Here is a 23,604-nt window from a genome sequence, read left to right as displayed (position 1 = left end):
GGTGTTGTGTCGCAAGATAACAATTATAGCCAGGGCCCCGTCCCTCTGGCCGCGCGGAAAGGTGTAGTTCCACTGACATTTGTAATGTTGGGATTAACGTTTTTTTCCGCCAGTATGTGGACCGGGGGCACACTCGGTACCGGTCTTTCCTATAATGATTTCTTCCTGGCAGTTCTCTTCGGTAATCTTCTCCTCGGTATTTACACTGCCTTTCTGGGTTTCATCGGCGCAAAAACCGGACTCTCTACCCATCTCCTGGCGCGTTACTCATTTGGCGTAAAAGGTTCATGGCTTCCCTCAATGCTGTTAGGCGGCACGCAGGTGGGCTGGTTTGGTGTTGGCGTGGCGATGTTTGCTATCCCAGTCAGCAAAGCGACGGGAATCGACGTTAATATCCTGATTGCTGTGTCTGGCCTGTTGATGACCATGACCATCTTTTTTGGCATTTCGGCGCTGACGGTTTTATCAATTATCGCCGTACCCGCTATCGTTATTCTTGGTAGTTACTCCGTCTGGCTGGCAGTATCCGACGTGGGCGGCTTAGATCATTTAAAAACGATTGTGCCACAGACGCCGCTGGATTTTTCAACCGCGCTGGCGCTGGTCGTAGGATCGTTTGTCAGCGCAGGTACCTTGACGGCCGACTTCGTTCGCTTTGGCCGTAATGCCAAAGCTGCGGTGCTGATTGCCATGGTGGCTTTTTTCCTCGGCAACTCCCTGATGTTTATCTTCGGTGCTGCTGGCGCTGCCGCTGTAGGACAGGCGGACATCTCCGACGTGATGATTGCCCAGGGGCTCCTGCTACCAGCGATTGTCGTTCTCGGCCTGAATATCTGGACCACCAACGACAACGCGCTGTATGCGTCGGGTCTGGGCTTTGCCAATATTACCGGTTTTTCCAGCCGTACATTGTCGGTGGTTAACGGTATTATTGGCACGCTGTGCGCGCTGTGGCTGTACAATAACTTTGTCGGCTGGCTGACATTTCTGTCGGCCGCGATCCCTNTGTTCTCGCCACTGAAATACGCCAGCATATCTTCAGAGGTATCCAGGGGTGATTATTGCCGACTATCTGTTAAACCACCGCCGATACGCCGATTTCAACAACGCACAATTTACGCCGGTGAATTGGATAGCCATTCTGTCCGTTGCACTGGGCATCGCTGCCGGCCACTATATTCCCGGTATTGTGCCCGTCAACGCCGTACTCGGCGGTGTAGTCAGCTATATCCTGCTGAATCCACTTTTTAATCGCAGTCTTGCTCAGTCCACGGAGGTCAGCCATGCAGACTAATACCCTCACCATTCGTCAGGCACGTTTACAGGGACGCGACGGGTTATGGCAACTTACAATTGAAAACGGGCGTTTTAGCCGTATTGAATCCCAGGAAGCCGCATCTTTACCGCAAGGTGAGGTACTGGACGCTGAAGGTGGACTCGCCATCCCGCCATTCGTCGAGCCGCATATCCATCTGGACACCACGCAAACGGCAGGCGAGCCAAGCTGGAATCAGTCGGGTACGCTGTTTGAAGGTATTGAGCGCTGGGCTGAACGTAAAGCGATGCTGACTCACGAAGACGTGAAGACGCGTGCCATGCAAACCCTGAAATGGCAGATGGCCAACGGCATCCAGTATGTTCGTACGCACGTTGACGTTTCCGATCCCACGCTAACGGCACTGAAAGCGATGCTGGAAGTGAAGCAAGAGGTCGCACCGTGGGTGGAGCTGCAAATTGTGGCATTCCCACAAGAGGGGATTCTATCTTACCCCAACGGTGAGGCGCTGTTAGAAGAAGCGGTGCGCCTGGGCGCCGACGTGATTGGTGCGATTCCCCACTTTGAATTTACGCGTGAATATGGCGTGGAGTCGCTGCATAAAATTTTCGCCCTGGCCCAGAAGTACGACCGCCTTATCGATGTGCACTGTGACGAAATTGATGATGAACAATCACGCTTTGTTGAAACCGTTGCAGCACTGGCGCATCGCGACGGAATGGGCGGGCGCGTCACTGCCAGCCATACCACAGCGATGCATTCCTACAACGGCGCGTATGCTTCCCGTCTTTTCCGTCTGCTGAAAATGTCAGGTATTAACTTTGTTGCGAATCCTCTGGTGAACATTCACCTGCAGGGACGTTTTGACACCTATCCCAAGCGTCGCGGTGTCACCCGCGTCAAAGAGATGCTGGAGGCAGAGATCAACGTCTGCTTTGGCCATGATGATGTCTTTGATCCGTGGTATCCGCTGGGCACCGCGAATATGCTGCAGGTGCTGCATATGGGATTACACGTGTGCCAACTGATGGGATACGGGCAGATTAATGATGGGCTGAACCTGATAACCACTCACAGCGCAAAAACCCTGCACTTGCAAGACTACGGCCTGAGCGTTGGAAATTCCGCTAACCTGGTAATTTTACCGGCAGAAAATGGGTTTGACGCAGTTCGTCGCCAAACACCTGCCCGTTATTCCATTCGCCACGGGCGGGTCATCGCCGAGACCGTACCGAGCCAAACAACGTTGCATCTGTCGCAGCCGGAAATAGTGACATTTAAGCGGTAGGTTGTCTTTTGGATAATTGCCGCAGACACGCAGCTGCGGCAATTACCATGTTGGCGCATTCCTATCAGGCGTGTAGCAAGCTGGCTCGGACCTTCACCACCACCTTCTTAATTTCTCCAGATGCACTCGCCACGCAGCCCGGTTTATGTGGCTCGCCAGGCATAAACACCGCGAACATCCCCGGTTTCAGGGTGACAACCTGTTCATCGGCAATCTCGCTGCACAGTTGATAATCCTCTTCAACATGCACGTCTTCGCACTGACGTGCGGAACCTGCCAAACCGAAAAAAATACGCTCTTCACCTGCCAGCAGCAATTGGATATCAATATAGCATTCATGCAGCTCCGCCTTTTTTTCTTGTGGCGGTTGCGTGGCGAACTGCATCACGTTCATAAACAGATCGTCGCCTTTCAGTACATAGTGTCCCGGCGCGTTATTCTGCACGTCTGCCGCCAGCGCAAGGGTCAGCGCATCAAGCAGAACAGGGGGTAATCCCGCGGCGGATAGCGACTGTAACTCGCCTAATATCATGATAACTCTCCTTGTGCTAACAATGCTGCGCCCAGCAACCCGGCGTCATGTCGGTAATGTGCGGTGCGCAGTGGGACGTGATACACCGAGGGTTCCTGCGCCAGCAGCGTGCGGACCTGCGTCAGATATCCTTGCGCCAGCCCAACGCTGCCACCCACAACTACGCACTGGCAGTCGGTAGACGCTTTGACGTCGGCAATCAGTCGCGCCAGCACCTGTGCAGAATGTGCAATCAACCGCGTGGCCTGTTCATGCCCTTGCACCGCACGCGTAAACACCGTTCTGGCATCACAACCGGCAAGGTCGCCCTGTGCGGCAGCGGCAATTCCGCGACCAGATGCAATAGCCTCCACGCAGCCGGTACGACCGCAGCCACAGACTGGTCCATTAGGGTCTGCCAACGTATGCCCTAAATGCCCCGCCAGACCACCAGCCCCGGTGAGTAACTTGCCGTTGCTGACCACGCCGCCGCCCACACCGGTCGACACGGTGATAAATACCATGTCGCTTATCTCGTCAGCCATTACGTGGTATTCCGCCCAGGCCGCCGCCTGCGCATCATTGACCGCCATGGTCGGCAAGCCGGTCAACTCTCTTAAGGTTTGTACCAGCGGGAAGTGCATCAGCCCGCCAAGATTGAGCGGATTAATCGCCAGTAGTGTGCCCTCGCGGATAATACCGGTGGAGGCAACGGCAACGCGCTCTGCTTGCGCCTGCAGCGGCTCAATGAGCGTCTGTAACGCGGCCCGCAGGGCATCCGGCGTTTTGCTGGCAGGTGTCGGCAGTTCACGGCGTTCGCGGATCTGTAAATCGCGGTCTACCCGTGCAGCGGCCAGTTTGGTGCCGCCAATATCAATCGCCAGCGTTGTCATAGCACGACCTTTTTCAGCGTCAGTAGCTCAAGTAACGACATACTTACTCCCTTACCAAAATAGCCCGGTGCAGGACCGGGCTATCGGATTAACTTTTTGATTTCACCAGCGCGCTTTTATCGCTGCCAAACGGCACGGCTCCGCTAAACGGTTTACCATCAATGGCATCATGGGTACGCAGCGCTTCCGGGCGCAGCCAGCGCTGCACGCGGGACGGCATATCAAGGCCAATCAGCAGGATCACCACGAAAGTCAGGCTAAACGACAGCGATCCCAGCGCCGTACCCAGATCCAGACGCTGTGCAATCAGCGCACCGATGATCGGCGCCAGTGCCCCGCCCAGCGCACCCACGTTGTAGGTAAAGCCCAGACCCGCCGCACGTTGGTCGGTATCGAAATAACCGCCGATCAGTTTGGGTAAGATCCCGGAGATCCCCTGCCCGAGCATTTGCTGGAAAAACAGCAGCAGACCCAGTACCCAGACGTTGGCACCGCCAATCGCAAACACGGGAATAATCAGCAACTGTGAGGCCAGCAGGCTGTAGACATAGGCTTTGCGCGTACCCAGCCAATCACCCAGAAAACCACCGACACAACAGCCTACCGCCGCCCCAAAGCCGCTGAAGAACAGCACCCTGGCGACCGTCGACGGGTCATACATCAATTCAGTTTTCAGGTAGGTCGGCAGCAGCGCCTGAATTGGCCACGAGTAGAGGAAGGCGAACAGCACCACTACCATCAGCATTACGCCCGTCGGCCAGCGTTTACCGCTGCTTTGCACCATAAAGCTAATGAAGATAAACGCGCAGACCAGACCGAGGATCGCCACGATAGCCGCGTTTTGCAGGTTACCGGCAAAACAGAACCACAGCGCGGTTGCGGCGGCGAGCGTCATCAGAATATTAATGACCCGATGTTCACCCCGATAGAGGGTATCCACCATCGTGCGCACCGGCGCTTTGCCTTCGTGTTTTTCCTTCCAGTCTTCGGCTTCCGGAATATTTTTACGCAGCCAGAGGGCGAAGATAATCGGTACAATGCCGATGAAAAACAGCGCGCGCCACCCCCACACCGGTACCACCAGACTGTAGACCTGAGCGGCGATCACGGCCCCCACGGAGAAGCCCGAAATCAGGAAACCACTGGCTTTATTGCGCAACTGTTTAGGCCAGCTTTCAATCACATAGGTCGCACTTGAACCGTACTCACCTGCCATCCCCATACCGATGACCAAGCGGGCAATAAACATGGTGGTGTAGCCCGGTGCAAAACCGCAAGCCAGCGTCCCTAGCGAGAACAGAATAATGCTGGTGACCATCGCCAGGCGACGCCCGTAGCGATCGCCCATCGCCCCCAGCATCAGCCCGCCAAACCAGCGAGAAATAAAGGCGGCCGAGATCAGGCTGGCAGCCTGCACCGTCGTCAACCCGAATTCACCTTGTACTTCCGTCAGCACAAGGGCAATTAAGACAAAATCAAAACCATCCAGCAAATATCCCAGCCAGGCGGCAGAGAACGCACGCCATTGTGCCCGGTTGAGATGGCGGTACCACGGAATGCTCTGGGTAGAAGTACTCATGTGACTCTCCCGACGATTTTCATTGTTGTACTGGTGGGCGACTGTGCCTCATCCGGCCTACGGTCTGCCTGTGTAGGCCTGGCAAGCAAAGAGCCCCCGGCAATCCGCTGTTACGCCTTTTCTGCCAGCAGTTGGTCAGCCAGCGCTTTCAGTTCTGGCAGGTACTTTTCGTCAACAGGGGCAAACGGCTTACGGCACAGTGGGACGGAAATCACGTCCATATAGTGCAGAACCGTTTTCAGTCCACGGAACACGCCGACTTTAATCAGTAAATCGATAACCTTATTGCACTCGGTTTGCAGCTTTTGTGCCGTCTGGATGTCGCCTTCTTTGAGTGCTTTCACGATTCCCTGATAGCGCCAGCCCATAATGTTGTAGGTACTGCCGATACCACCGTCTGCCCCAGCCAGCAGGCCTGACGCGAAAATTTCGTCATAGCCGTTGTACAGCACCAGATCCGGATGGGCGCGACGGATCTGCTCCATTTGATAGAGATCGCCAGAGGTCTGCTTCAACGCACCAACACCCGGCAACGTGACCAGCGTGTTGATCTGATCCAGCGTCAGTTTTACGCCGCTCAGCGCCGGGATGTTATAGACCACCATTGGCAAGCCATCAGAGGAATCAATAATTGCACGGTAGTGATCGCAGTGCTCTTCAAAACTGAACGGATAGTAAAACGGCGTGACGGCAGAGACAGCATCAAAGCCGTAACGATGGGCTGCGCTCGCCAACTGCTGGCTCTCTTCGGTGCTCACCGTGCCCACATGTGCGATAAGCGTGACTTTACCCTTCGCTTCTTCCGCCACGATCTCCAGTACCTGCTCTCTTTCAGCCCGGTTCTGGACAAACGCTTCACCCGTTGAGCCACCGACGTACAGGCCATCAACACCCTGCCCAATGTTGAAACGTACCAGACGACGTAGGCTCTCAATGTCCAGCCGCTGTTGGTTGTCGAATGGGGTTAACAACGCTGGCATTACGCCTCTTAAATCTCTTGCCATAACTACCTCTGTCGATGATTAGTGTTGTCTAACTGCGTACCTTTATACCTGTTATACCAGATCAAATAAGCAGCAATACAATACAGAACGCTTATATTGCGATCTGCCTCACTAAACGATCATCAGGATCGCGATCACTTCCTCAATTTTTTATTTTTACCGAAGGCGTGCCAGGTAGCGGACACGCTGTTGAGATGGTCCTGTAATGCGCGGTCTGCTTCATCAGGATCGTGCTGACGAATGGCGTCGACAATAGCAATATGCTGTTGATAACTTACGCTATTGTGCTCGTATAATTCGCGGTCAGCGACGGTCGGACGTGCGGCGATCAGCCAGTCCAGCAGCGCGACATGGATCGCCATAAAGATAGGATTACCAGGGATCTCCGCCAGCACACGGTGAAAATCCACGTCCGAACGAATGAACAGCGCGTTGTCATCCAGCGACTGGCTGTTAATCTCCAGCGCTTTCGCCAGTCTGTCAATTTGCTCGTCGGTTGCATGCTCTGCGGCGTAACGCACCAGGCTTGACTCAAAGAACAGTCGCAACTGTTCAAAGTGCGCGATGCCGCCGGGATGCGAGAGAAAATCTTTCGCCATCCCCGACAGTTCACCAATGATGGTGTCCGCAGATGGACGCGAAACGCGGGCACGTTCGCCGTTGTTGATTTGCACCAGGCCTTTACGTTTTAACGCCGCCAGGGCTTCTCGTACCGAGGGACGACCGACGTTAAAGAAGGCCATCAGCTCCCGCTCGGACGGCAACTGTTCACCCTCGCCAAACTCCCGACGACGAATCATCTGTTCCAGTTCTTCTTCAACCATTTCAGACAGCTTTTTACGCGCCAGCGGGCGGTTACGTAAACTACGGCCAATGGTGGATGGAGAGTCTTCAGCTTGCGAATCAAATGCGTTCATAGGGTCCATTCAGCTAAGTCATTGGTGAAAAACAACAGCGGGTTCATCGTAACACATGATCGAAAGCGGGGTGAAATGGAGGTCAATCGGGTTAGCCCGCTTATTGATAACATATGAAATACAAATATATTTTCACTCAAAAACAATATGATGAATTTTAATTTCTGAGTATGACATCGAACTTATGAAATCTGCGAATATGATCGTGAAAAATTATCATAACCTACTATTTTAAAACGAAAAATAATTTAATCTCGATTTTAAAAATACGATATTCACTCCATAAAAAACGGTAAAAAAAATATAACATCCGCTTTTATAACAGCGCTATTACCGGATTTATCTTCTTTCCTGCATGGAGTGAAAAAATGTTCGGCATCATACTTTCTGTCATCGTTTTATTAACGATGGGTTACCTGATCCTCAAAAACTACAAACCCCAGGTGGTCCTTGCGGCGGCTGGGATCTTCCTAATGATCTGCGGCGTCTGGCTGGGGTACGGTGCGCTGGTTGCACCCGAAAAAAGCAGCGGCTACCTGCTGGTTGATATTTATAACGAAATTCTGCGCATGCTCTCCAGTCGTGCAGCAGGCCTGGGGCTATCGATTATGGCCGTCGGTGGCTATGCCCGCTATATGGACAGGATGGGAGCCAGTCGGGCGATGGTGAGCCTGCTGAGCCGTCCGCTAAAGCTTATCCGCTCACCGTATATCGTGCTTGCCGCCACCTATGTGATCGGTCAGATCATGGCGCAGTTCATTACCAGCGCCTCCGGGTTAGGGATGTTGCTGATGGTCACCCTCTTCCCGACGCTGGTCAGCCTTGGCGTAAGCCGTTTGTCGGCAGTGGCGGTCATCGCAACGTCAATGTCGATTGAATGGGGTATTCTGGAAACAAACTCGATTTTTGCCGCTCAGGTAGCGGGAATGAAAATCGCCACCTACTTCTTCCACTACCAGTTACCCGTGGCCACGTGCGTGATTATCGCTGTTGCTATTGCGCACTTTTTTGTACAGCGCCAGTTTGATAAAAAAGCGGCACCAGAAAACATCGGCTTTACCGAACAAAAGGTGCTGGAAGATGTTCCGCCGCTCTATTACGCCATTTTACCGGTGATGCCACTGATCCTGATGCTAGGCTCGCTGTTCCTTGCACATAGTGGACTCATGAAAACAGAGCTGAATCTGGTGGTGGTGATGCTGATGAGCATGACAGTCACCATGCTTGTCGAATTCTTTCGCACCCATAATCTGCGCGAAACCATGGATGATGTGCAGGCGTTTTTTGATGGCATGGGCACCCAGTTTGCCAACGTCGTGACGCTGGTCGTCGCCGGTGAGATCTTTGCCAAAGGCTTAACCACCATCGGCACTGTCGACGCGGTGATTAGGGGGGCGGAACATTCCGGGCTTGGCGGTATCGGCGTGATGATCATCATGGCGGTGGTCATCGCCGCCTGCGCCATTGTCATGGGTTCCGGTAACGCGCCGTTTATGTCTTTCGCCAGCCTGATCCCGGACATCGCCGCAGGGCTGCATATTCCGGCGGTGGTAATGATTATGCCAATGCACTTTGCCACTACCCTGGCCCGCGCGGTTTCACCCATTACTGCGGTCATTGTAGTAACTTCCGGTATTGCGGGTGTATCGCCTTTTGAGGTGGTTAAACGCACGGCGATCCCAATGGCGGTAGGATTTGTGGTGAATATGATAGCCACGATTGTGCTGTTTTATTGATGGCTGGCACAGAAAGCAAAACAGGCCCGCAAGGGCCTGTTTGATTTTACTTCACTACGCGTAGCGCCGGACGCCCGCCACGCGGAGGTGGCGGCGTATCATCCGGGTCGTTGTCATCACCGTGATCGGGCTTATCGCCATCAATGACGGACATGACCGTTTCGCTTTCAAAGCCGGACGTGTCGTTGTCGTCATCATTTAAGCTGGCGACATCTTCGTCGTAGGCCGCTTCTGGCTCGAACATGGTACCTGCACCGTTTTCACGGGCATAGATAGCCAGAACAGCAGCCAGCGGCACGGAAACCTGACGCGGTATACCGCCAAAGCGCGCGTTAAAACGCACTTCGTCATTTGCCAGTTCCAGGTTGCCCACTGCACGTGGAGCAATATTCAGAACAATTTGCCCGTCACGCGCATATTCCATAGGAACCTGCACATCCGGAAGCGTCACATCCACCACCAGGTGCGGCGTGAGCTGGTTGTCTAACAACCACTCATAGAATGCGCGCAGCAGATACGGACGGCGCGGTGATAGCTGTGGCAAATCCATACAGATTAACCCCGGCCCAGACGCATTTCACGTTCAGGCTCAGTCAGAGAAGCCAGGAAAGAGTCACGTTCAAATACGCGGGTCATATACCCTTTCAGCTCTTTCGAACCAGCACCGCTGAATTCAATACCCAGCTGCGGTAAACGCCACAGCAGCGGCGCCAGGTAGCAGTCTACCAGGCTGAACTCATCGCTCAGGAAATACGGTTTCTGACTAAACACTGGCGCAATTGCCAGCAGCTCTTCGCGCAGTCGCTTACGCGCGACGTCCGCTTCAGAAGCAGAACCGTTTACGATGACGTTCATCAGCGTATACCAGTCTTTTTCAATACGCTGCATGTACAGGCGGCTTTCACCACGTGCAACCGGGTAAACCGGCATCAGCGGCGGATGCGGGAAACGCTCATCCAGGTATTCCATAATGATGCGAGATTCCCATAGGGTCAGCTCACGATCCACCAGTGTCGGTACGCTCTGATTCGGGTTGAGGTCGATCAGATCCTGAGGTGGATTGTCTTTCTCCACATGCTCAATCTCGAAACTAACACCTTTCTCCGCCAGTACAATGCGGACCTGATGGCTATAGATGTCAGTAGGACCAGAAAACAGCGTCATTACCGAACGTTTGTTGGCAGCGACAGCCATGAAAACCTCCAGGTATATTAAGAATTTTACTGCTACCAGCCACCAGGTGGCCAGCCAGAAGTGATGTCACCCAGATTCGGAAAGCCATTGCTGTTCAAAATACAAACAAAAAATGAACAATACCGCACATTTGGGCAGAAAATTGGATGATAGTTTACCAGATTTTGTGACCTTTGTGGTGAGTCGATTCTGGAAATGGGAAAAAAGAGGTGGCAATCAGCAGATTACCGTGCTTATTCGCGGGTAAAAATCCATAAAAAAACCCGCCGAGGCGGGTTTTTTCGCAAATTGCAATCTGCCGAAGCAGAAACCAATTAACGCTTGGAGAACTGAGGACGACGACGTGCTTTACGCAGGCCGACTTTCTTACGTTCAACTTCACGAGCATCACGAGTAACGAAGCCTGCTTTACGCAGTTCGCCACGCAGTGACTCGTCATATTCCATCAGTGCGCGGGTGATACCGTGACGGATCGCACCAGCTTGACCAGAAATACCACCACCTTTAACGGTGATGTACAGGTCCAGTTTACCAATCATGTCGACCAGTTCCAGCGGCTGACGAACTACCATGCGGGCAGTTTCACGACCGAAGTACTGTTCCAGAGAACGTTGATTGATAACGATTTTACCACTGCCCGGTTTGATGAAAACGCGAGCTGCAGAACTTTTGCGGCGACCAGTGCCGTAGTATTGATTTTCAGCCATTGCCTATAATCCCGATTAGATGTCAAGAACTTGCGGTTGCTGTGCCGCGTGGTTGTGCTCATTGCCCGCGTAAACTTTCAGTTTACGGTACATTGCACGACCCAGCGGGCCTTTTGGCAGCATGCCTTTAACCGCGATTTCAATCACACGCTCAGGATGGCGAGCAATCATCTCTTCAAAGGTCGCTTCTTTAAGACCACCGACGTAGCCACTGTGACGGTAGTACATTTTGTCAGTACGCTTGTTGCCAGTTACCGCAACTTTGTCAGCGTTCAGAACGATGATGTAATCACCGGTATCTACGTGCGGAGTGTATTCCGCTTTGTGCTTACCGCGCAGGCGCAGAGCCAGTTCGGAAGCCAGACGGCCCAGAGTTTTACCGGTCGCGTCAACAACATACCAGTCGCGTTTTACGGTTTCTGGTTTAGCTGTAAAAGTTTTCATTAAAAGCTTACCCAAATAAATTAGTTACACGTTGGTGAACACCCAAACGTTTTGTCAGTTGAGGTTCACACGACATTGTCCAGCAAACCTACCCCTTCGAATAGCCTATGCCGGCACATAGAAAGTTTTGGGAAAAAAACTCTCTCGTAACGTGGGGTCGCAAGATTATAGAGAAGTCAGGGTCAAAGATCGACCCCTTTATGTGATTTGCGATGGGTTTAACCGGCTAAATGTTCGCGCTTCAGATACTCTTCGCTTTGCATCTCCTGCAAACGCGACAAACAGCGCTGGAATTCAAACTTTAGGCGCTCTCCCCGGTAGATCTCATATAAAGGAACTGCCGCACTCACCACCAGCTTGACGTGGCGTTCGTAGAACTCATCTACCAGCGCGATAAAGCGCCGTGCTTCGCTCTCCATCAACGACGTCATCACTGGGACGTCAGAGAGCAACACGGTGTGAAACAGGCGCGATAGCGCAATATAGTCGTGCTGGCTGCGGGCATCGACGCACAGGGTAGTAAACGAGACGGCCAGCGTTTGGTTTTCGACGGCCAGTGTCTGCATCGGGCGATGATTTATCTCAAGCGTCGGCGCATGTTCACTTTTGCTTCCCGCTAACGCCAGCCACAGCTTATCCATCTGCTGTTGGGTTTCATCATTCAGCGGCGATAACCATAAATGCGCCTGGGTTAACGTACGCAGACGGTAATCAACTCCGGCATCCACATTCATGATGTCGCAGTACTGTTTAATAGCCTCAATCGCCGGAAGAAAGCGGGCACGTTGCAGACCATTGCGGTACAGGTCATCAGGCGGAATATTGGATGTCGCCACGAGCGTGATGCCGCGGGCGAACAGCGCTTTCATTAATCCACCGAGCAGCATCGCATCGGTGATATCTGAGACAAAAAACTCATCAAAGCACAGCACGTCGGTTTCTGCCTTAAAGCGGTCGGCAATCACTTCCAGCGGGTCGCTTTGCCCTTGCAGGGCGGTCAACTCTTCATGTACGCGCAGCATAAAGCGGTGAAAGTGCAAACGCTGTTTACGCGTGCCCGGCAGGCTATGGTAGAAAAGGTCCATCAGCCAGGTTTTCCCGCGCCCCACGCCCCCCCACATATACAGACCACGCACCGGCGTGCTCTCCGTCGGTTCACGTTTACCCAAAAATTTGCTAAAGCGAGCAATCAGCCCACTTTCCTGCAACGCAGGACGGGCTGGGGCAGTCAGTTCCTGGAAAATAATATCCAGTCGATTCACTGCCTCTTGCTGTACGTTGTCGGGTTGATGACTGCCGTCGTTGAGGGCCTGCAGGTAACGCGATGTCGGGGAAAAGCTTTGCATGATGTTATTGTTATTCCTTGAGAATCGATGTGCCGTCGCTCACGGTTGACGAAAAAAAGGCCGTTCTACACTACGCGATATAAAGTCGGGATTCCACTTCTACGGGATTAGCGGTTATAGTGGCATAATCAGGCGCAGGCATGGAGCCTAAAGCCAACACCCTACGGAAACACAAGACAACGGGAGATGTTCATGACCTGGGAATATGCGCTAATTGGGTTAGTCGTCGGTATCATTATTGGTGCCGTAGCCATGCGTTTTGGTAATCGTAAATTACGCCAACAGCAGGCATTGCAGTACGAACTGGAAAAAAACAAAGCTGAGCTGGAAGAGTATCGTGAAGAGCTGGTAAGCCACTTTGCCCGCAGCGCTGAGCTACTGGATAACATGGCCGACGACTATCGTCAGATCTACCAACATATGGCAAAAAGTTCCAGCAACCTGCTGCCGGGTATGTCGCCAGAATCCAACCCGTTCCGTAACCGTCTGGCAGAGTCTGAAGCAGGCAACGATCAGGCACCGGTTCAGATGCCACGCGACTATTCCGAAGGGGCCTCCGGCCTGCTGCGTAGTGGCGCAAAGCGCGACTAACTGCACATCGTTAAGAAATTTATTGGGCGCAGCAATTGCGCCCTCCGCTTCTCTTCCCGTCCCAGCTATTATTTAGTCGTTAGCCGCATTGTGACCAAACCGAAAATTCAATAACATCAAACTGTTTTGAATCATCTTCCGTTTACTCAAGGTACGAGAGCAGGATCAATGAAAAAACAAACCCAGCTGTTGAGTGCATTAGCGTTAAGTGTCGGGTTAACTCTCTCGGCGCCGTTTCAGGCAATTGCGTCGATACCCGGCCAGGTTCCCGGTCAAGCCGCACTCCCCAGCCTCGCACCAATGCTGGAGAAAGTGTTACCTGCGGTCGTGAGCGTGAGGGTCGAAGGTACCGCCGCGCAGGGGCAGAAAGTCCCGGAAGAATTCAAAAAATTTTTTGGCGATGACCTACCCGATCAGCCGTCACAACCGTTCGAAGGCCTGGGTTCAGGAGTCATCATCGACGCAGCCAAAGGCTACGTGCTAACCAATAACCACGTTATTAATCAGGCACAGAAGATCAGTATCCAGCTCAACGACGGTCGCGAGTTTGACGCCAAGCTGATTGGTAGCGACGATCAGAGCGATATCGCCCTGCTGCAAATCCAGCACCCTAGCAACCTGACACAAATTGCCATCGCCGACTCCGACAAACTCCGCGTGGGTGATTTTGCCGTCGCCGTCGGTAACCCGTTCGGGCTGGGGCAAACGGCAACCTCCGGCATCGTCTCGGCATTGGGTCGCAGCGGCCTGAATCTGGAAGGTCTGGAAAACTTTATTCAGACCGATGCGTCCATTAACCGGGGTAACTCCGGTGGCGCGCTGCTTAATCTGAATGGTGAATTGATCGGTATTAACACCGCCATTCTGGCACCGGGCGGCGGCAGTATCGGCATTGGCTTTGCCATTCCCAGCAACATGGCGCGCACGCTGGCGCAGCAGTTAATGCAGTTTGGCGAAATCAAACGCGGCCTGTTGGGTATTAAAGGGACGGAAATGACCGCCGACATCGCCAAAGCGTTCAAGCTGGATGTACAGCGCGGCGCGTTTGTTAGCGAAGTGCTGCCGAACTCTGGCTCCGCGAAGGCGGGCGTGAAATCCGGTGACGTCATTACCAGCCTCAACGGCAAGCCGCTGAACAGTTTTGCCGAGTTACGTTCGCGTATTGCCACCACCGAACCGGGCACCAAGGTTAAACTGGGTCTGCTACGTAACGGTAAGCCGCTGGAGGTGGAAGTCACACTGGATACCAGCACGTCGTCGTCCGCCAGTGCGGAAATGATCGCCCCGGCATTACAAGGTGCAACGCTTAGCGACGGTCAGTTAAAAGACGGCACTAAAGGCATCAAGATTGATAACGTCGAAAAAAGCAGCCCAGCCGCGCAAGCCGGTCTGCACAAAGATGACGTTATCATCGGTGTAAACCGCGATCGCGTGAACTCCATTGCCGAAATGCGCAAGGTGCTGGAAGCGAAACCGTCGATCATCGCGTTGCAGGTGGTACGCGGTAACGAGAATATTTATCTGCTCCTGCGTTAAGCTGGTAGACCGGACATCAGCCCACCGTGTGATGTCCGGTAAACTCGTGATATGCTGCTGCCGTTCCCCTTTTTAATGACGCCGCTATCATGTTTGTGAAGCTTTTACGTTCGGTCGCGATTGGTTTAATCGTCGGCGCCATTCTGCTGGCCGCGATGCCCTCTCTGCGCAAAATTAATACGCTTACAGCACCCCAGTTTGACAGTGCTGATGAAACGCCTGCCAGCTATAACCCGGCGGTTCGCCGTGCCGCCCCCGCCGTTGTTAACGTGTATAACCGCAGTATGAACAGCACGACGCACAACCAGCTCGAGATCCGCACGCTCGGCTCCGGCGTTATCATGGATCAGCGCGGCTATATCATCACCAACAAACACGTGATTAATGATGCCGACCAAATCATCGTCGCTCTGCAGGATGGACGCGTGTTTGAAGCGCTGCTGGTCGGCTCCGATACCCTGACTGACCTGGCGGTGCTGAAAATCAACGCCTCTGGTGGGCTGCCCACAATCCCTATCAACAACAAACGGATACCGCACATTGGCGACGTCGTTCTTGCTATCGGGAACCCGTACAACCTCGGGCAAACCATTACTCAGGGGATCATCAGTGCTACCGGTCGCATTGGCCTGAACCCCACGGGACGGCAAAACTTTCTGCAAACGGACGCCTCTATCAACCACGGCAACTCCGGCGGTGCGCTGGTCAACTCGCTGGGTGAGCTGATGGGCATTAACACCCTGTCGTTTGATAAGAGCAACGATGGCGAAACGCCGGAAGGGATCGGCTTTGCTATTCCGTTCCAGTTAGCAACCAAGATTATGGATAAGCTGATTCGTGATGGTCGCGTCATTCGCGGGTATATCGGGATTAGCGGTCGCGAGATTGCGCCACTGCACGCGCAGGGCGGCGGAATGGATCAAATTCAGGGGATAGTGGTTAACGAAGTCTCCCCGGATGGCCCGGCGGCACAAGCAGGCATTCAGGTTAACGATCTGATTATCTCGGTCAATAATAAACCGGCCGTCTCTGCGCTGGAGACCATGGATCAGGTAGCGGAAATTCGCCCAGGCTCAGTGATCTCCGTCGTCGTGATGCGTGATGATAAACAGTTAACGTTGCAGGTCACCATTCAGGAATACCCGGCCACCAATTAACATCACGCCTCCCACTTACCATAAAAAACCGGAGCAATTTGAATTAGCTCCGGTTTTTATTAGGCGATATCGTAGGACTTAGCACGTAATGCCTGATGGCGCTACGCTCATCAGGCCTACAAATACACGCTGACCGTAGGCCGGATAAGGTATTTACACCGCCGTCCGGCATCCGGCCTCTTGTCGCGTTACTTAACGAACTCTTCGCCCAGGGTGATATCTTTCTTCAGCGTGTCCAGCATGCCTTCCAGCGAGCTCTGTTCAAACGCGCTCAGCTTGCCGATAGACTGACGCTCTTCTACGCCGTTTTTGCCCAGCAGCAGCGGCTGAGAGAAAAAGCGAGCGTACTGGCCGTCACCTTCAACGTATGCACATTCCACCACGCCTTTTTCGCCGTTCAGTGCGCGAACCAGCGACAGACCGAAACGTGCTGCGGCCTGGCCCATAGACAGGGTTGCGGAACCGCCACCGGCTTTAGCCTCGACGACTTCAGTACCCGCATTCTGGATACGTTTGGTCAGCTCAGCAGCTTCTTGCTCGGTGAAGCTTACGCCAGGGATCTGTGACAGCAGTGGCAGAATAGTCACGCCAGAGTGTCCGCCGATAACCGGAACTTCAACGTCGGTCGGCTGCTTGCCTTTCAGTTCCGCCACAAAGGTGTTGGAGCGGATGATGTCCAGCGTGGTCACGCCAAACAGTTTGTTCTTGTCGTAAACGCCTGCTTTTTTCAGCACTTCTGCAGCGATTGCAACGGTGGTGTTCACCGGGTTAGTGATGATACCGATGCATGCTTTCGGGCAGGTGGTCGCAACCTGCTGAACCAGATTCTTCACGATACCTGCGTTGACGTTAAACAGGTCGGAACGGTCCATACCCGGTTTACGCGCGACGCCTGCTGAGATCAGTACCACGTCAGCACCTTCCAGTGCCGGGGTCGCATCTTCGCCACTGAAACCTTTGATTTTCACAGCAGTAGGGATATGGCTCAAATCAACGGCCACACCAGGCGTTACTGGAGCGATGTCGTACAGGGAGAGTTCTGAACCTGAAGGCAGTTGGGTTTTTAACAGTAATGCTAGCGCCTGACCGATTCCACCAGCAGCGCCGAGGACTGCAACTTTCATCCTAAACTCCTTATTATATTGATAAGCAAAGTGTCTGTTGCTCCGCGGCGGCGACCATAATTCACAAATCCGATGAACACAACAACCACGCGTCAAGAATGCGTAGTTACGCAAATTTGGCTTTTATGCATTTAACTTACGTAAATTAAAAGCTAAGTTACGTAATTCAATACGACTCGCACAGTAGAGCAACTTTCCAACAGGTGCTGACAATATACCTAACTGCCCTCCCAAAACAACATCAATTTGATAACAATTGATTTACTTTTAAGCTTATTTGCATGCCGTGACATAGGCATGTTTCTTGATAACGAAATTTGATAAAATTCCGCTCTTTCATAACATTATTTCAGCCTTGAATGAGGCAGACCGTTTGCATAAAAATTCATCTGTATGCACAATAATGTTGTTTCTACCGCCATATTACGGGTGACTTATGCGAAGCTCGGCAAAACAAGAAGAATTAGTAAAGGCGTTTAAAGCGCTTCTCAAGGAAGAGAAATTCAGCTCTCAGGGCGAAATCGTCCTCGCATTGCAGGATCAGGGCTTTGATAATATCAACCAGTCCAAGGTTTCACGCATGCTGACCAAGTTTGGCGCCGTGCGTACCCGCAATGCCAAAATGGAAATGGTGTACTGCCTTCCGGCAGAGTTGGGGGTACCGACAACCTCCAGCCCACTGAAAAATCTGGTGCTGGACATTGATTACAACGATGCCGTGGTGGTCATTCATACCAGCCCAGGCGCCGCACAGTTGATCGCACGTATGCTGGATTCACTGGGTAAAGCAGAAGGTATCCTCGGCACTATTGCGGGCGACGATACTATCTTCACCACTCCGGCGATGGGGTTCTCGGTAAAAGATCTGTACGAAGCTATTCTGGAACTGTTCGAACAAGAACTGTGATCCCCTCCCCGTCGCATCACGTGGCGGGGAAAAATCTTTCTTTCTGACTCCTGACCACTCTTTTCCTCTGCCTGCCATTTAACAAATAGTGCGTTTCACCATCCAAAAACATTCACACAGTGAATACTTCGAATTATAAACGCACAAATTGCGAAGTTAACTATCACCATGAATTTACTGTATTTTTTTAAAATAATGAGTTCAATTATGTGTTTTTAATTCCAATAAGTTATTAAAACCACATTTCTTAACACTTAATTACAGCAGAAACCATTAGCGTGGTATTAATTTATCGAGTGATTAGTGTATACTTGATTTTGTGATGAGGGTCACGAAACGTAGACCCCAATAAAAGAATTCGACGAGGTAAATATCATGAAAATCAAAACGACTGTTGCAACCTTAAGCCTTCTTTCCGTTCTCTCTTTTGGCGCCAGTGCGGCGGTTAATCAGGTGAACACACAAGAAGCACAGAATTTGCAATCCATGGGTACCATCTCTGTTTCTCAGATTGGCAGCTCACCGATGGATATGCGTCAGGAAATCGTCGCCAAAGCTGAAAAAGCAGGCGCCAGCAGCTACCGCGTGACCGAACTGCGTGAAGGCGCGCATTGGCACGCAACCGCTGAACTGTACAAATAAACCCTCGTCGTCTGGTCCGAGACGACTTGCCCCCGCCTGTCGGGGGCTTTTTTATGCCTTACATTGAATGACGGACGTTAAAGCGTAATTGCCCTTCCAGCTCTTCTTCTGCTTCATCAAACAGCAAAATCAGCGCTCCGTAGCGTCGGCGTTGTTTGTCCGGTAAATGGACAAACTCAATCTCCAGCGGCAGAGGTAGAACGTCGCCCATCACCACCTCCCACAGCGAATCGAGATCGCTTACCTTTTCCCGATCAAGGCCGAATGCCCGCGTAAACTCGCGGTAGAAATCACCCTGTTCTTCAATCTCGTCAAAATCAAATGTATAGATGTTCATCTATAGCTACCATCCCAACGCCAGTCGCTCTACAGGCTCTCTCTATGCAGGGATTCCCGCACATCAGGTAAGTATAGCCATAAAAAAACCGACGTTTTTAGCGCCGATTTCTCACTTTCAACTGCTGGTCAAGGCATGCTGATACTTGTGGAGCATGCCGGTGAGTCGTTTGACCGGTTCCGTCACCTGAGGCGGCGCTTGCCAGAGGGTTAACTTCTCCTGATAGACATCCAGCTCCTCCAGCAATTGGCTAAAGTAGCGTCGGCGTTTGTCGTCGTTCCCTGCGGATATGATGTGATCGGCAGTACGTCGCAGCTGACGGTGAAAGGCGGATAAATCCTCGTTTACCGGTACTGGTGCATCGCGCAGACGCTGGTGTGCGATGATCATCGTCAGCGCCAGACGAAACTTCGCCAGGTCACCGGGGAATTTGTTCATCAGCAAAAAGAGCTGCTGGTAAAGCGCCGGGAGATGGTTTTCTTTGCGGCGAACCACATTGGTGGTCATCGCTGAAACCGCCGCCGACACGAACTGATTAAGCAGCACGCGACCAGTTCTGTCACGCGAGTTATCACGCACCAGTAAGATCACCAGAAACGCCAACACGCATCCGACAATCTGCCCAAGCGCACTGTCGAGGAACTGACTAAAGTGGAAGGTCATCGGGTTATCCAGCACGATGATGTTAATGGTACTGGCCAGCGCGCCCATTGAGCCCAGACGTCGCTTCTGAACCTCGATGCCCAGAAAGAACCCCAGCACTGCCAGGCTCAGGCACAGTAACAACATACTTTGCTGCGTATTGGGGATGATAACCAGAAAGTAGAGCGCACCCAGCGGTAACGCCGCCAGCGTGCCGTAAATAAAGTCGATTGCCACCATCCGCGGGTTGGGTAAACGCATCGCCAGTGAGGTCACCACCGCAATCATCACCATTGCGCCGCTACCTGACGTCCAGCCAGTCCACAGCCAGAACAAGGTGCCCAGCACGCAGGACAGCGTGGTGCGCCAGAAGTTGACCATCGCATGGTGGCGTTCGGCGGATTCCACTTTCACCACCGGCTCGCCCTGCAGGATCTCTTCTTCCGTAGCGCTGATTTTCGTGTTGCTAACCACCCCACGTTTCAGCAGCAAGTAACGGGTTGCCGCACTGGCCCAACTATAAAGGGTCACCGGCGTTTCGCGCTCGCCGGTCCAGACCATCACCCGGCGCATGCGCTTCAGTTGTTTATGCACATCCTGCACGGTTTCTACCGGCGTATCGAACAGTTCACGGAAGGTATCCGTAATCAGTTCCGGCCGCGTGTTCTGGATAAGATAGGTTTCACAGGATTGGGTAATCAACGTCAGTGACAGCGTGTTCAGCGCTTTGAGCCTGCGGTTGGCGCGCCCCCAGCGTGAGGACTCCATATTCAGGTTACTGCGCATGCCTTCCAGCGCCGCAGTCCGACGAACTAAATCGCCCCAGGCTTTGTCCACTTCTTCGCTGTCACCATGCTTAATACACAGTTGCATAAGTCGATACTGCGCCACCAGAAGGCTGTCCAGTTCAACGTCAATTTCTTGTTTCACCGAGCGGGGAGAAAAGAGCAGATCAGCAACAATTGCGCAGACAATACCGATCACAATCTCGCTGCAGCGCTCGAGGGCAAATTGCGGTGTCAGCAGAGGCTCAGCCTGGATAGTAATGACGATAATCAGCGCCGTATAACCCGAAAGCCCCCAGGCATAGGAGTTCTCGATCTTCACCAGCGAAGAGATCCAGGTACAAAAACCGGCCCAGACACAGCACACGAGGATCATCAGCAGCGGCGCACGGATCATGCTGATGATAATTACCAGTGCCGCAATACAGCCGATAAACGTCCCGATAATACGCAGCATCCCACGATAGCGGATCGCACCCGAATAAGGTTCTCCGCCCGCCGCAAAAGCGGGGCCTGCTGCCACAATCGCTGCGGTCAACACCGCCCAGCGCGGGGTCTCAAGCTGAAAATGAAAGCCAACGAACAGCGCCAGCACAATGGCGCATGCCAGTTTTAACGCAAAGCGGATATGCTGATTGGCAATGGAGAAAATGCCCATCGCAATTAACCAAACTCGCGCAGACGGTGCGCCATTTTACGGAAGAAGGACTCCTGGCTGGCATCGCGATCCTGCTTCCCGGTAATGACCACCGTCGCCGTGGTCCCAGCTGGCCACAGCGTTCCCTGCTGGTCATCAAGACGGACGCGTACTGGCACACGCTGAGCCAGTCGCACCCATTCAAGGTTGGAGTCAATGGTCGCCATGCCTTTCGCATCCTGCGTACTGCTGGCATTCGTCACGCCCGCCGCCACGCTATCAACGGTACCTTTCAAAACCTTGTTGCTGCCAAGCGGCGTAATTTCAGCGCGGTAACCCGGACGCACACCTTCCAGTTTGGTCTCTTCCATATAAGCCAGCACGTAGAAAGAGTGCTGTTTGACCAGCGCCACCGCCGTCGAACCACGGGTAATAAACTCACCGGAATAGACGTTAAGGTTCGTCACCCAGCCGTCGGCTGGCGCACGGATAACCGTACGTTCAAGATCGAGTTTTGCCAGATCGCGGGTCGCCTGCGCCTTCGCCAGCTGATGTAATACGGTTTGCAGCACGTTATTCGACTGGTCAATCTCTTCGCGGGACATGGCCTGAACGCCAAGACGGTTACGACGCCCCGCTTCCTGGCGTTTTTCCTGCGCCAGGACCTGATAATAGGCGACGTCCGCTTCGGCTTGTTCGAGGGCTTTTTTATAGCGCGGTTGGTCGATGGTGAACAGGACCTGATCCTTTTTCACCAGCTGGTTATCATGCACGTTAACGTGAGTAATCAGGCCCGCGACGTCCGGGGCGATAGCAACAACCTCAGCACTAAAACGCGCATCACGCGTCCACGGCGACTCGGTGTAATAGACCCATGCGCGGAAAATAGCGATAAAAGCCAGAATGACCAGTACGAGAGTCATGGCCGTACGGGAGAGTTTTCTTGTTAGTGTTTTCACTTCAACCTCAAACGAACAGGCGCGTTATTAGATAGAACAGACAGCAATACAGCGCGGTGTTAAACAGGGCCGGATGCCAGACAAAATCATAGATGCCAGTTGGAACCAGCACCCGGCGCACCAGCCAGAAAATCGCCAGTGACAAAAGTAACTCGAAAAAAATCGGTGGGAAGGAAAGACCAAACACCACGATAACGGGAAACAGACTCATGTTGACCTTGGTAGCTTAAGAGAGTGCAGGCGATCGTTTATTGAGCGTATGTCACCGCAGAGAAGGGCAAGGATGAGCCAGGCGAGAGCGACATAGCTGTTATTTGAATAATAATATATTAACGTAACTGTTATGCTGTTATCTATATTATGTGATCTAAATCACTTTTAAGCCAGAGTGAACAATGGAACGATTAAAACGTATGTCGGTGTTCGCCAAAGTCGTCGAGTTTGGCTCCTTCACCGCCGCTGCCAGACAACTGCAAATGAGCGTTTCATCAATAAGCCAGACGGTATCAAAACTGGAAGATGAACTGCAGGTTAAGCTGCTAAACCGCAGTACACGCAGCATTGGGTTGACCGAGGCCGGAAAAATTTATTATCAGGGCTGCCGTCGCATGCTGCACGAAGTGCAGGACGTTCATGAGCAGCTCTATGCGTTTAACAACACGCCGATCGGTACACTGCGGATCGGCTGTTCTTCAACCATGGCACAAAATGTCCTCGCCGGACTGACCGCGAAAATGCTGAAAGAGTACCCTGGACTGGCGGTCAATCTGGTCACCGGCATCCCGGCCCCGGACTTAATTGCTGACGGTCTGGACGTGGTTATCCGTGTGGGCGCTCTCCAGGACTCCAGTCTTTTTTCACGTCGTCTGGGGACGATGCCAATGGTGGTCTGTGCCGCTAAAAGCTATCTCGCCCAGTTTGGCATCCCGGAAAAGCCCGCCGATCTCAGCAACCATTCGTGGCTGGAATACAGCGTGCGTCCAGATAATGAATTTGAGCTTATTGCCCCGGAAGGGATTTCAACCCGACTGATCCCGCAGGGACGCTTCGTAACTAACGATCCCATGACGCTGGTGCGTTGGCTGGCCGCAGGCGCGGGGATTGCCTATGTCCCACTGATGTGGGTGATCAATGAGATCAATCGTGGTGAATTGGAGATCCTGCTGCCCCGCTACCAGTCAGATCCGCGTCCGGTTTACGCGCTATATACGGAAAAAGACAAGCTGCCGCTCAAGGTGCAGGTCGTGATTAACTCTCTCACAGATTATTTTGTCGATGTGGCGCAGTTGTTTCAGGGGATGTACGGCAGGGGTAAAGATAAATAAAAATGCCCGGTGGCGCTTCGCTAACCGGGCCTACGGTCGGTGCAGATATGTAGGCCGGATAAAACGC

The 23,604-nt window shown here is 52.8% G+C and carries 23 protein-coding genes and 1 pseudogene; 9 read left to right on the top strand and 15 right to left on the bottom strand.

The features are described from left to right. The first annotated feature begins 6 nt into the window (after positions 1-6). Both codB and FDX22_RS25030 read left to right on the top strand, forming a co-directional pair. A pseudogene (codB, locus tag FDX22_RS25035) lies at positions 7-1,294 on the top strand (cytosine permease). After that, a complete protein-coding gene (locus FDX22_RS25030; protein ID WP_115257369.1) occupies positions 1,284-2,564 on the top strand; it encodes a cytosine deaminase in 1,281 nt (426 codons plus the stop codon). The pseudogene codB and the gene FDX22_RS25030 overlap by 11 nt, the downstream one beginning before the upstream one ends. Positions 2,565-2,628: 64 nt before the next feature. On the opposite strand, the gene nanQ is transcribed toward FDX22_RS25030, so the two are convergent. From nanQ to nanR, 5 genes are all read right to left on the bottom strand, one after another. Further along, positions 2,629-3,096 (bottom strand): N-acetylneuraminate anomerase, encoded by a 468-nt coding sequence (gene nanQ / locus FDX22_RS25025; protein ID WP_117342745.1) that lies wholly within the window; start codon positions 3,094-3,096, stop codon positions 2,629-2,631. After that, positions 3,093-3,968, bottom strand: a complete 876-nt coding sequence (locus FDX22_RS25020) for an N-acetylmannosamine kinase (RefSeq protein ID WP_135911318.1) — start codon at positions 3,966-3,968, stop codon at positions 3,093-3,095. The genes nanQ and FDX22_RS25020 overlap by 4 nt, the downstream gene beginning before the upstream one ends. An 88-nt stretch (positions 3,969-4,056) precedes the next feature. Next, positions 4,057-5,547, bottom strand: a complete 1,491-nt coding sequence (nanT, locus tag FDX22_RS25015) for a sialic acid transporter NanT (RefSeq protein WP_117342747.1) — start codon at positions 5,545-5,547, stop codon at positions 4,057-4,059. Positions 5,548-5,657: 110 nt separating this feature from the next. Then, on the bottom strand, positions 5,658-6,551 hold the full coding sequence (nanA, locus tag FDX22_RS25010) for an N-acetylneuraminate lyase (RefSeq protein WP_146717938.1): 894 nt from the start codon (positions 6,549-6,551) through the stop codon (positions 5,658-5,660). Between the two features lie 134 nt (positions 6,552-6,685). Beyond that, positions 6,686-7,477, bottom strand: coding sequence for a transcriptional regulator NanR (gene nanR, locus FDX22_RS25005; protein WP_115257365.1), 792 nt, complete (start codon positions 7,475-7,477; stop codon positions 6,686-6,688). Between the two features lie 359 nt (positions 7,478-7,836). On the opposite strand from nanR, the gene dcuC reads away from it, so the two are divergent. Then, positions 7,837-9,204 carry an anaerobic C4-dicarboxylate transporter DcuC gene (gene dcuC, locus FDX22_RS25000; protein ID WP_137362169.1) on the top strand — a complete coding sequence of 456 codons (1,368 nt, stop codon included), beginning with the start codon at positions 7,837-7,839 and terminating at the stop codon, positions 9,202-9,204. Between the two features lie 46 nt (positions 9,205-9,250). On the opposite strand, the gene sspB is transcribed toward dcuC, so the two are convergent. The 5 genes from sspB to zapE all read right to left on the bottom strand — a co-directional run bounded on the left by sspB (position 9,251) and on the right by zapE (position 12,895). Beyond that, complete coding sequence (gene sspB / locus FDX22_RS24995) at positions 9,251-9,754, bottom strand: ClpXP protease specificity-enhancing factor (protein WP_096755484.1); 504 nt, start codon at positions 9,752-9,754, stop codon at positions 9,251-9,253. Positions 9,755-9,759: 5 nt separating this feature from the next. Further along, complete coding sequence (gene sspA / locus FDX22_RS24990; protein ID WP_096755483.1) at positions 9,760-10,398, bottom strand: stringent starvation protein SspA; 639 nt, start codon at positions 10,396-10,398, stop codon at positions 9,760-9,762. A gap of 314 nt (positions 10,399-10,712) precedes the next feature. After that, a complete protein-coding gene (gene rpsI / locus FDX22_RS24985; RefSeq protein WP_062774136.1) occupies positions 10,713-11,105 on the bottom strand; it encodes a 30S ribosomal protein S9 in 393 nt (130 codons plus the stop codon). 15 nt (positions 11,106-11,120) lie between these two features. Continuing rightward, positions 11,121-11,549 carry a 50S ribosomal protein L13 gene (gene rplM, locus FDX22_RS24980; RefSeq protein ID WP_096755482.1) on the bottom strand — a complete coding sequence of 143 codons (429 nt, stop codon included), beginning with the start codon at positions 11,547-11,549 and terminating at the stop codon, positions 11,121-11,123. A 218-nt stretch (positions 11,550-11,767) separates the two neighbouring features. Continuing rightward, positions 11,768-12,895 carry a cell division protein ZapE gene (gene zapE, locus FDX22_RS24975; protein ID WP_135911316.1) on the bottom strand — a complete coding sequence of 376 codons (1,128 nt, stop codon included), beginning with the start codon at positions 12,893-12,895 and terminating at the stop codon, positions 11,768-11,770. Positions 12,896-13,087: 192 nt separating this feature from the next. On the opposite strand from zapE, the gene zapG reads away from it, so the two are divergent. The 3 genes from zapG to degS all read left to right on the top strand — a co-directional run bounded on the left by zapG (position 13,088) and on the right by degS (position 16,179). Beyond that, positions 13,088-13,486 carry a Z-ring associated protein ZapG gene (zapG, locus tag FDX22_RS24970; protein WP_045448139.1) on the top strand — a complete coding sequence of 133 codons (399 nt, stop codon included), beginning with the start codon at positions 13,088-13,090 and terminating at the stop codon, positions 13,484-13,486. 168 nt (positions 13,487-13,654) lie between these two features. Beyond that, entirely contained in the window at positions 13,655-15,022 is a 1,368-nt protein-coding gene (degQ, locus tag FDX22_RS24965) for a serine endoprotease DegQ (protein ID WP_096755480.1), read from the top strand. Positions 15,023-15,111: 89 nt separating this feature from the next. Then, positions 15,112-16,179: an outer membrane-stress sensor serine endopeptidase DegS gene (gene degS / locus FDX22_RS24960; RefSeq protein ID WP_115257362.1), complete on the top strand. Its 1,068-nt coding sequence runs from the start codon at positions 15,112-15,114 to the stop codon at positions 16,177-16,179. Between the two features lie 188 nt (positions 16,180-16,367). On the opposite strand, the gene mdh is transcribed toward degS, so the two are convergent. Continuing rightward, a complete protein-coding gene (mdh, locus tag FDX22_RS24955) occupies positions 16,368-17,303 on the bottom strand; it encodes a malate dehydrogenase (protein WP_115257361.1) in 936 nt (311 codons plus the stop codon). A gap of 436 nt (positions 17,304-17,739) precedes the next feature. On the opposite strand from mdh, the gene argR reads away from it, so the two are divergent. Together argR and yhcN-B are read left to right on the top strand one after the other, a co-directional pair. Continuing rightward, on the top strand, positions 17,740-18,210 hold the full coding sequence (argR, locus tag FDX22_RS24945) for a transcriptional regulator ArgR (RefSeq protein ID WP_115257360.1): 471 nt from the start codon (positions 17,740-17,742) through the stop codon (positions 18,208-18,210). Between the two features lie 375 nt (positions 18,211-18,585). Beyond that, positions 18,586-18,852, top strand: coding sequence for a DUF1471 family stress response protein YhcN-B (gene yhcN-B, locus FDX22_RS24940; protein WP_096755476.1), 267 nt, complete (start codon positions 18,586-18,588; stop codon positions 18,850-18,852). Positions 18,853-18,910: 58 nt separating this feature from the next. On the opposite strand, the gene FDX22_RS24935 is transcribed toward yhcN-B, so the two are convergent. From FDX22_RS24935 to aaeX, 4 genes are all read right to left on the bottom strand, one after another. Next, positions 18,911-19,189, bottom strand: coding sequence for a hypothetical protein (locus FDX22_RS24935; protein ID WP_115257359.1), 279 nt, complete (start codon positions 19,187-19,189; stop codon positions 18,911-18,913). 117 nt (positions 19,190-19,306) lie between these two features. Further along, complete coding sequence (aaeB, locus tag FDX22_RS24930; RefSeq protein ID WP_096755474.1) at positions 19,307-21,274, bottom strand: p-hydroxybenzoic acid efflux pump subunit AaeB; 1,968 nt, start codon at positions 21,272-21,274, stop codon at positions 19,307-19,309. 5 nt (positions 21,275-21,279) lie between these two features. Further along, the gene (aaeA, locus tag FDX22_RS24925) at positions 21,280-22,212 is read right to left on the bottom strand and encodes a p-hydroxybenzoic acid efflux pump subunit AaeA (RefSeq protein ID WP_096755473.1); all 933 of its coding nucleotides are present in this window, start codon (positions 22,210-22,212) and stop codon (positions 21,280-21,282) included. Between the two features lie 7 nt (positions 22,213-22,219). Further along, on the bottom strand, positions 22,220-22,423 hold the full coding sequence (aaeX, locus tag FDX22_RS24920; RefSeq protein ID WP_003025177.1) for a p-hydroxybenzoic acid efflux pump operon protein AaeX: 204 nt from the start codon (positions 22,421-22,423) through the stop codon (positions 22,220-22,222). A gap of 184 nt (positions 22,424-22,607) precedes the next feature. Between aaeX and aaeR the strand changes: the two genes are divergently transcribed. Then, positions 22,608-23,537 carry an HTH-type transcriptional activator AaeR gene (gene aaeR, locus FDX22_RS24915; protein ID WP_117342751.1) on the top strand — a complete coding sequence of 310 codons (930 nt, stop codon included), beginning with the start codon at positions 22,608-22,610 and terminating at the stop codon, positions 23,535-23,537. The last annotated feature ends 67 nt before the right edge of the window (positions 23,538-23,604 follow it).

It is taken from the genome of Citrobacter sp. TBCS-14 (genome assembly GCF_005280805.1).
GTDB classification, from domain to species: domain Bacteria; phylum Pseudomonadota; class Gammaproteobacteria; order Enterobacterales; family Enterobacteriaceae; genus Citrobacter; species Citrobacter gillenii.
This window is presented reverse-complemented; position numbering and strand designations above follow the sequence as displayed.

What these genes read in the sequence shown, in the direction of transcription:
- FDX22_RS25030 (WP_115257369.1), top strand. Translation starts at nt 1,284, where the DNA reads ATGCAGACTAATACCCTCACCATTCGTCAGGCACGTTTACAGGGACGC.
- nanQ (WP_117342745.1), bottom strand. Translation starts at nt 3,096, where the DNA reads ATGATATTAGGCGAGTTACAGTCGCTATCCGCCGCGGGATTACCCCCT.
- FDX22_RS25020 (WP_135911318.1), bottom strand. Translation starts at nt 3,968, where the DNA reads ATGACAACGCTGGCGATTGATATTGGCGGCACCAAACTGGCCGCTGCA.
- nanT (WP_117342747.1), bottom strand. Translation starts at nt 5,547, where the DNA reads ATGAGTACTTCTACCCAGAGCATTCCGTGGTACCGCCATCTCAACCGG.
- nanA (WP_146717938.1), bottom strand. Translation starts at nt 6,551, where the DNA reads ATGGCAAGAGATTTAAGAGGCGTAATGCCAGCGTTGTTAACCCCATTC.
- nanR (WP_115257365.1), bottom strand. Translation starts at nt 7,477, where the DNA reads ATGGACCCTATGAACGCATTTGATTCGCAAGCTGAAGACTCTCCATCC.
- dcuC (WP_137362169.1), top strand. Translation starts at nt 7,837, where the DNA reads ATGTTCGGCATCATACTTTCTGTCATCGTTTTATTAACGATGGGTTAC.
- sspB (WP_096755484.1), bottom strand. Translation starts at nt 9,754, where the DNA reads ATGGATTTGCCACAGCTATCACCGCGCCGTCCGTATCTGCTGCGCGCA.
- sspA (WP_096755483.1), bottom strand. Translation starts at nt 10,398, where the DNA reads ATGGCTGTCGCTGCCAACAAACGTTCGGTAATGACGCTGTTTTCTGGT.
- rpsI (WP_062774136.1), bottom strand. Translation starts at nt 11,105, where the DNA reads ATGGCTGAAAATCAATACTACGGCACTGGTCGCCGCAAAAGTTCTGCA.
- rplM (WP_096755482.1), bottom strand. Translation starts at nt 11,549, where the DNA reads ATGAAAACTTTTACAGCTAAACCAGAAACCGTAAAACGCGACTGGTAT.
- zapE (WP_135911316.1), bottom strand. Translation starts at nt 12,895, where the DNA reads ATGCAAAGCTTTTCCCCGACATCGCGTTACCTGCAGGCCCTCAACGAC.
- zapG (WP_045448139.1), top strand. Translation starts at nt 13,088, where the DNA reads ATGACCTGGGAATATGCGCTAATTGGGTTAGTCGTCGGTATCATTATT.
- degQ (WP_096755480.1), top strand. Translation starts at nt 13,655, where the DNA reads ATGAAAAAACAAACCCAGCTGTTGAGTGCATTAGCGTTAAGTGTCGGG.
- degS (WP_115257362.1), top strand. Translation starts at nt 15,112, where the DNA reads ATGTTTGTGAAGCTTTTACGTTCGGTCGCGATTGGTTTAATCGTCGGC.
- mdh (WP_115257361.1), bottom strand. Translation starts at nt 17,303, where the DNA reads ATGAAAGTTGCAGTCCTCGGCGCTGCTGGTGGAATCGGTCAGGCGCTA.
- argR (WP_115257360.1), top strand. Translation starts at nt 17,740, where the DNA reads ATGCGAAGCTCGGCAAAACAAGAAGAATTAGTAAAGGCGTTTAAAGCG.
- yhcN-B (WP_096755476.1), top strand. Translation starts at nt 18,586, where the DNA reads ATGAAAATCAAAACGACTGTTGCAACCTTAAGCCTTCTTTCCGTTCTC.
- FDX22_RS24935 (WP_115257359.1), bottom strand. Translation starts at nt 19,189, where the DNA reads ATGAACATCTATACATTTGATTTTGACGAGATTGAAGAACAGGGTGAT.
- aaeB (WP_096755474.1), bottom strand. Translation starts at nt 21,274, where the DNA reads ATGGGCATTTTCTCCATTGCCAATCAGCATATCCGCTTTGCGTTAAAA.
- aaeX (WP_003025177.1), bottom strand. Translation starts at nt 22,423, where the DNA reads ATGAGTCTGTTTCCCGTTATCGTGGTGTTTGGTCTTTCCTTCCCACCG.
- aaeR (WP_117342751.1), top strand. Translation starts at nt 22,608, where the DNA reads ATGGAACGATTAAAACGTATGTCGGTGTTCGCCAAAGTCGTCGAGTTT.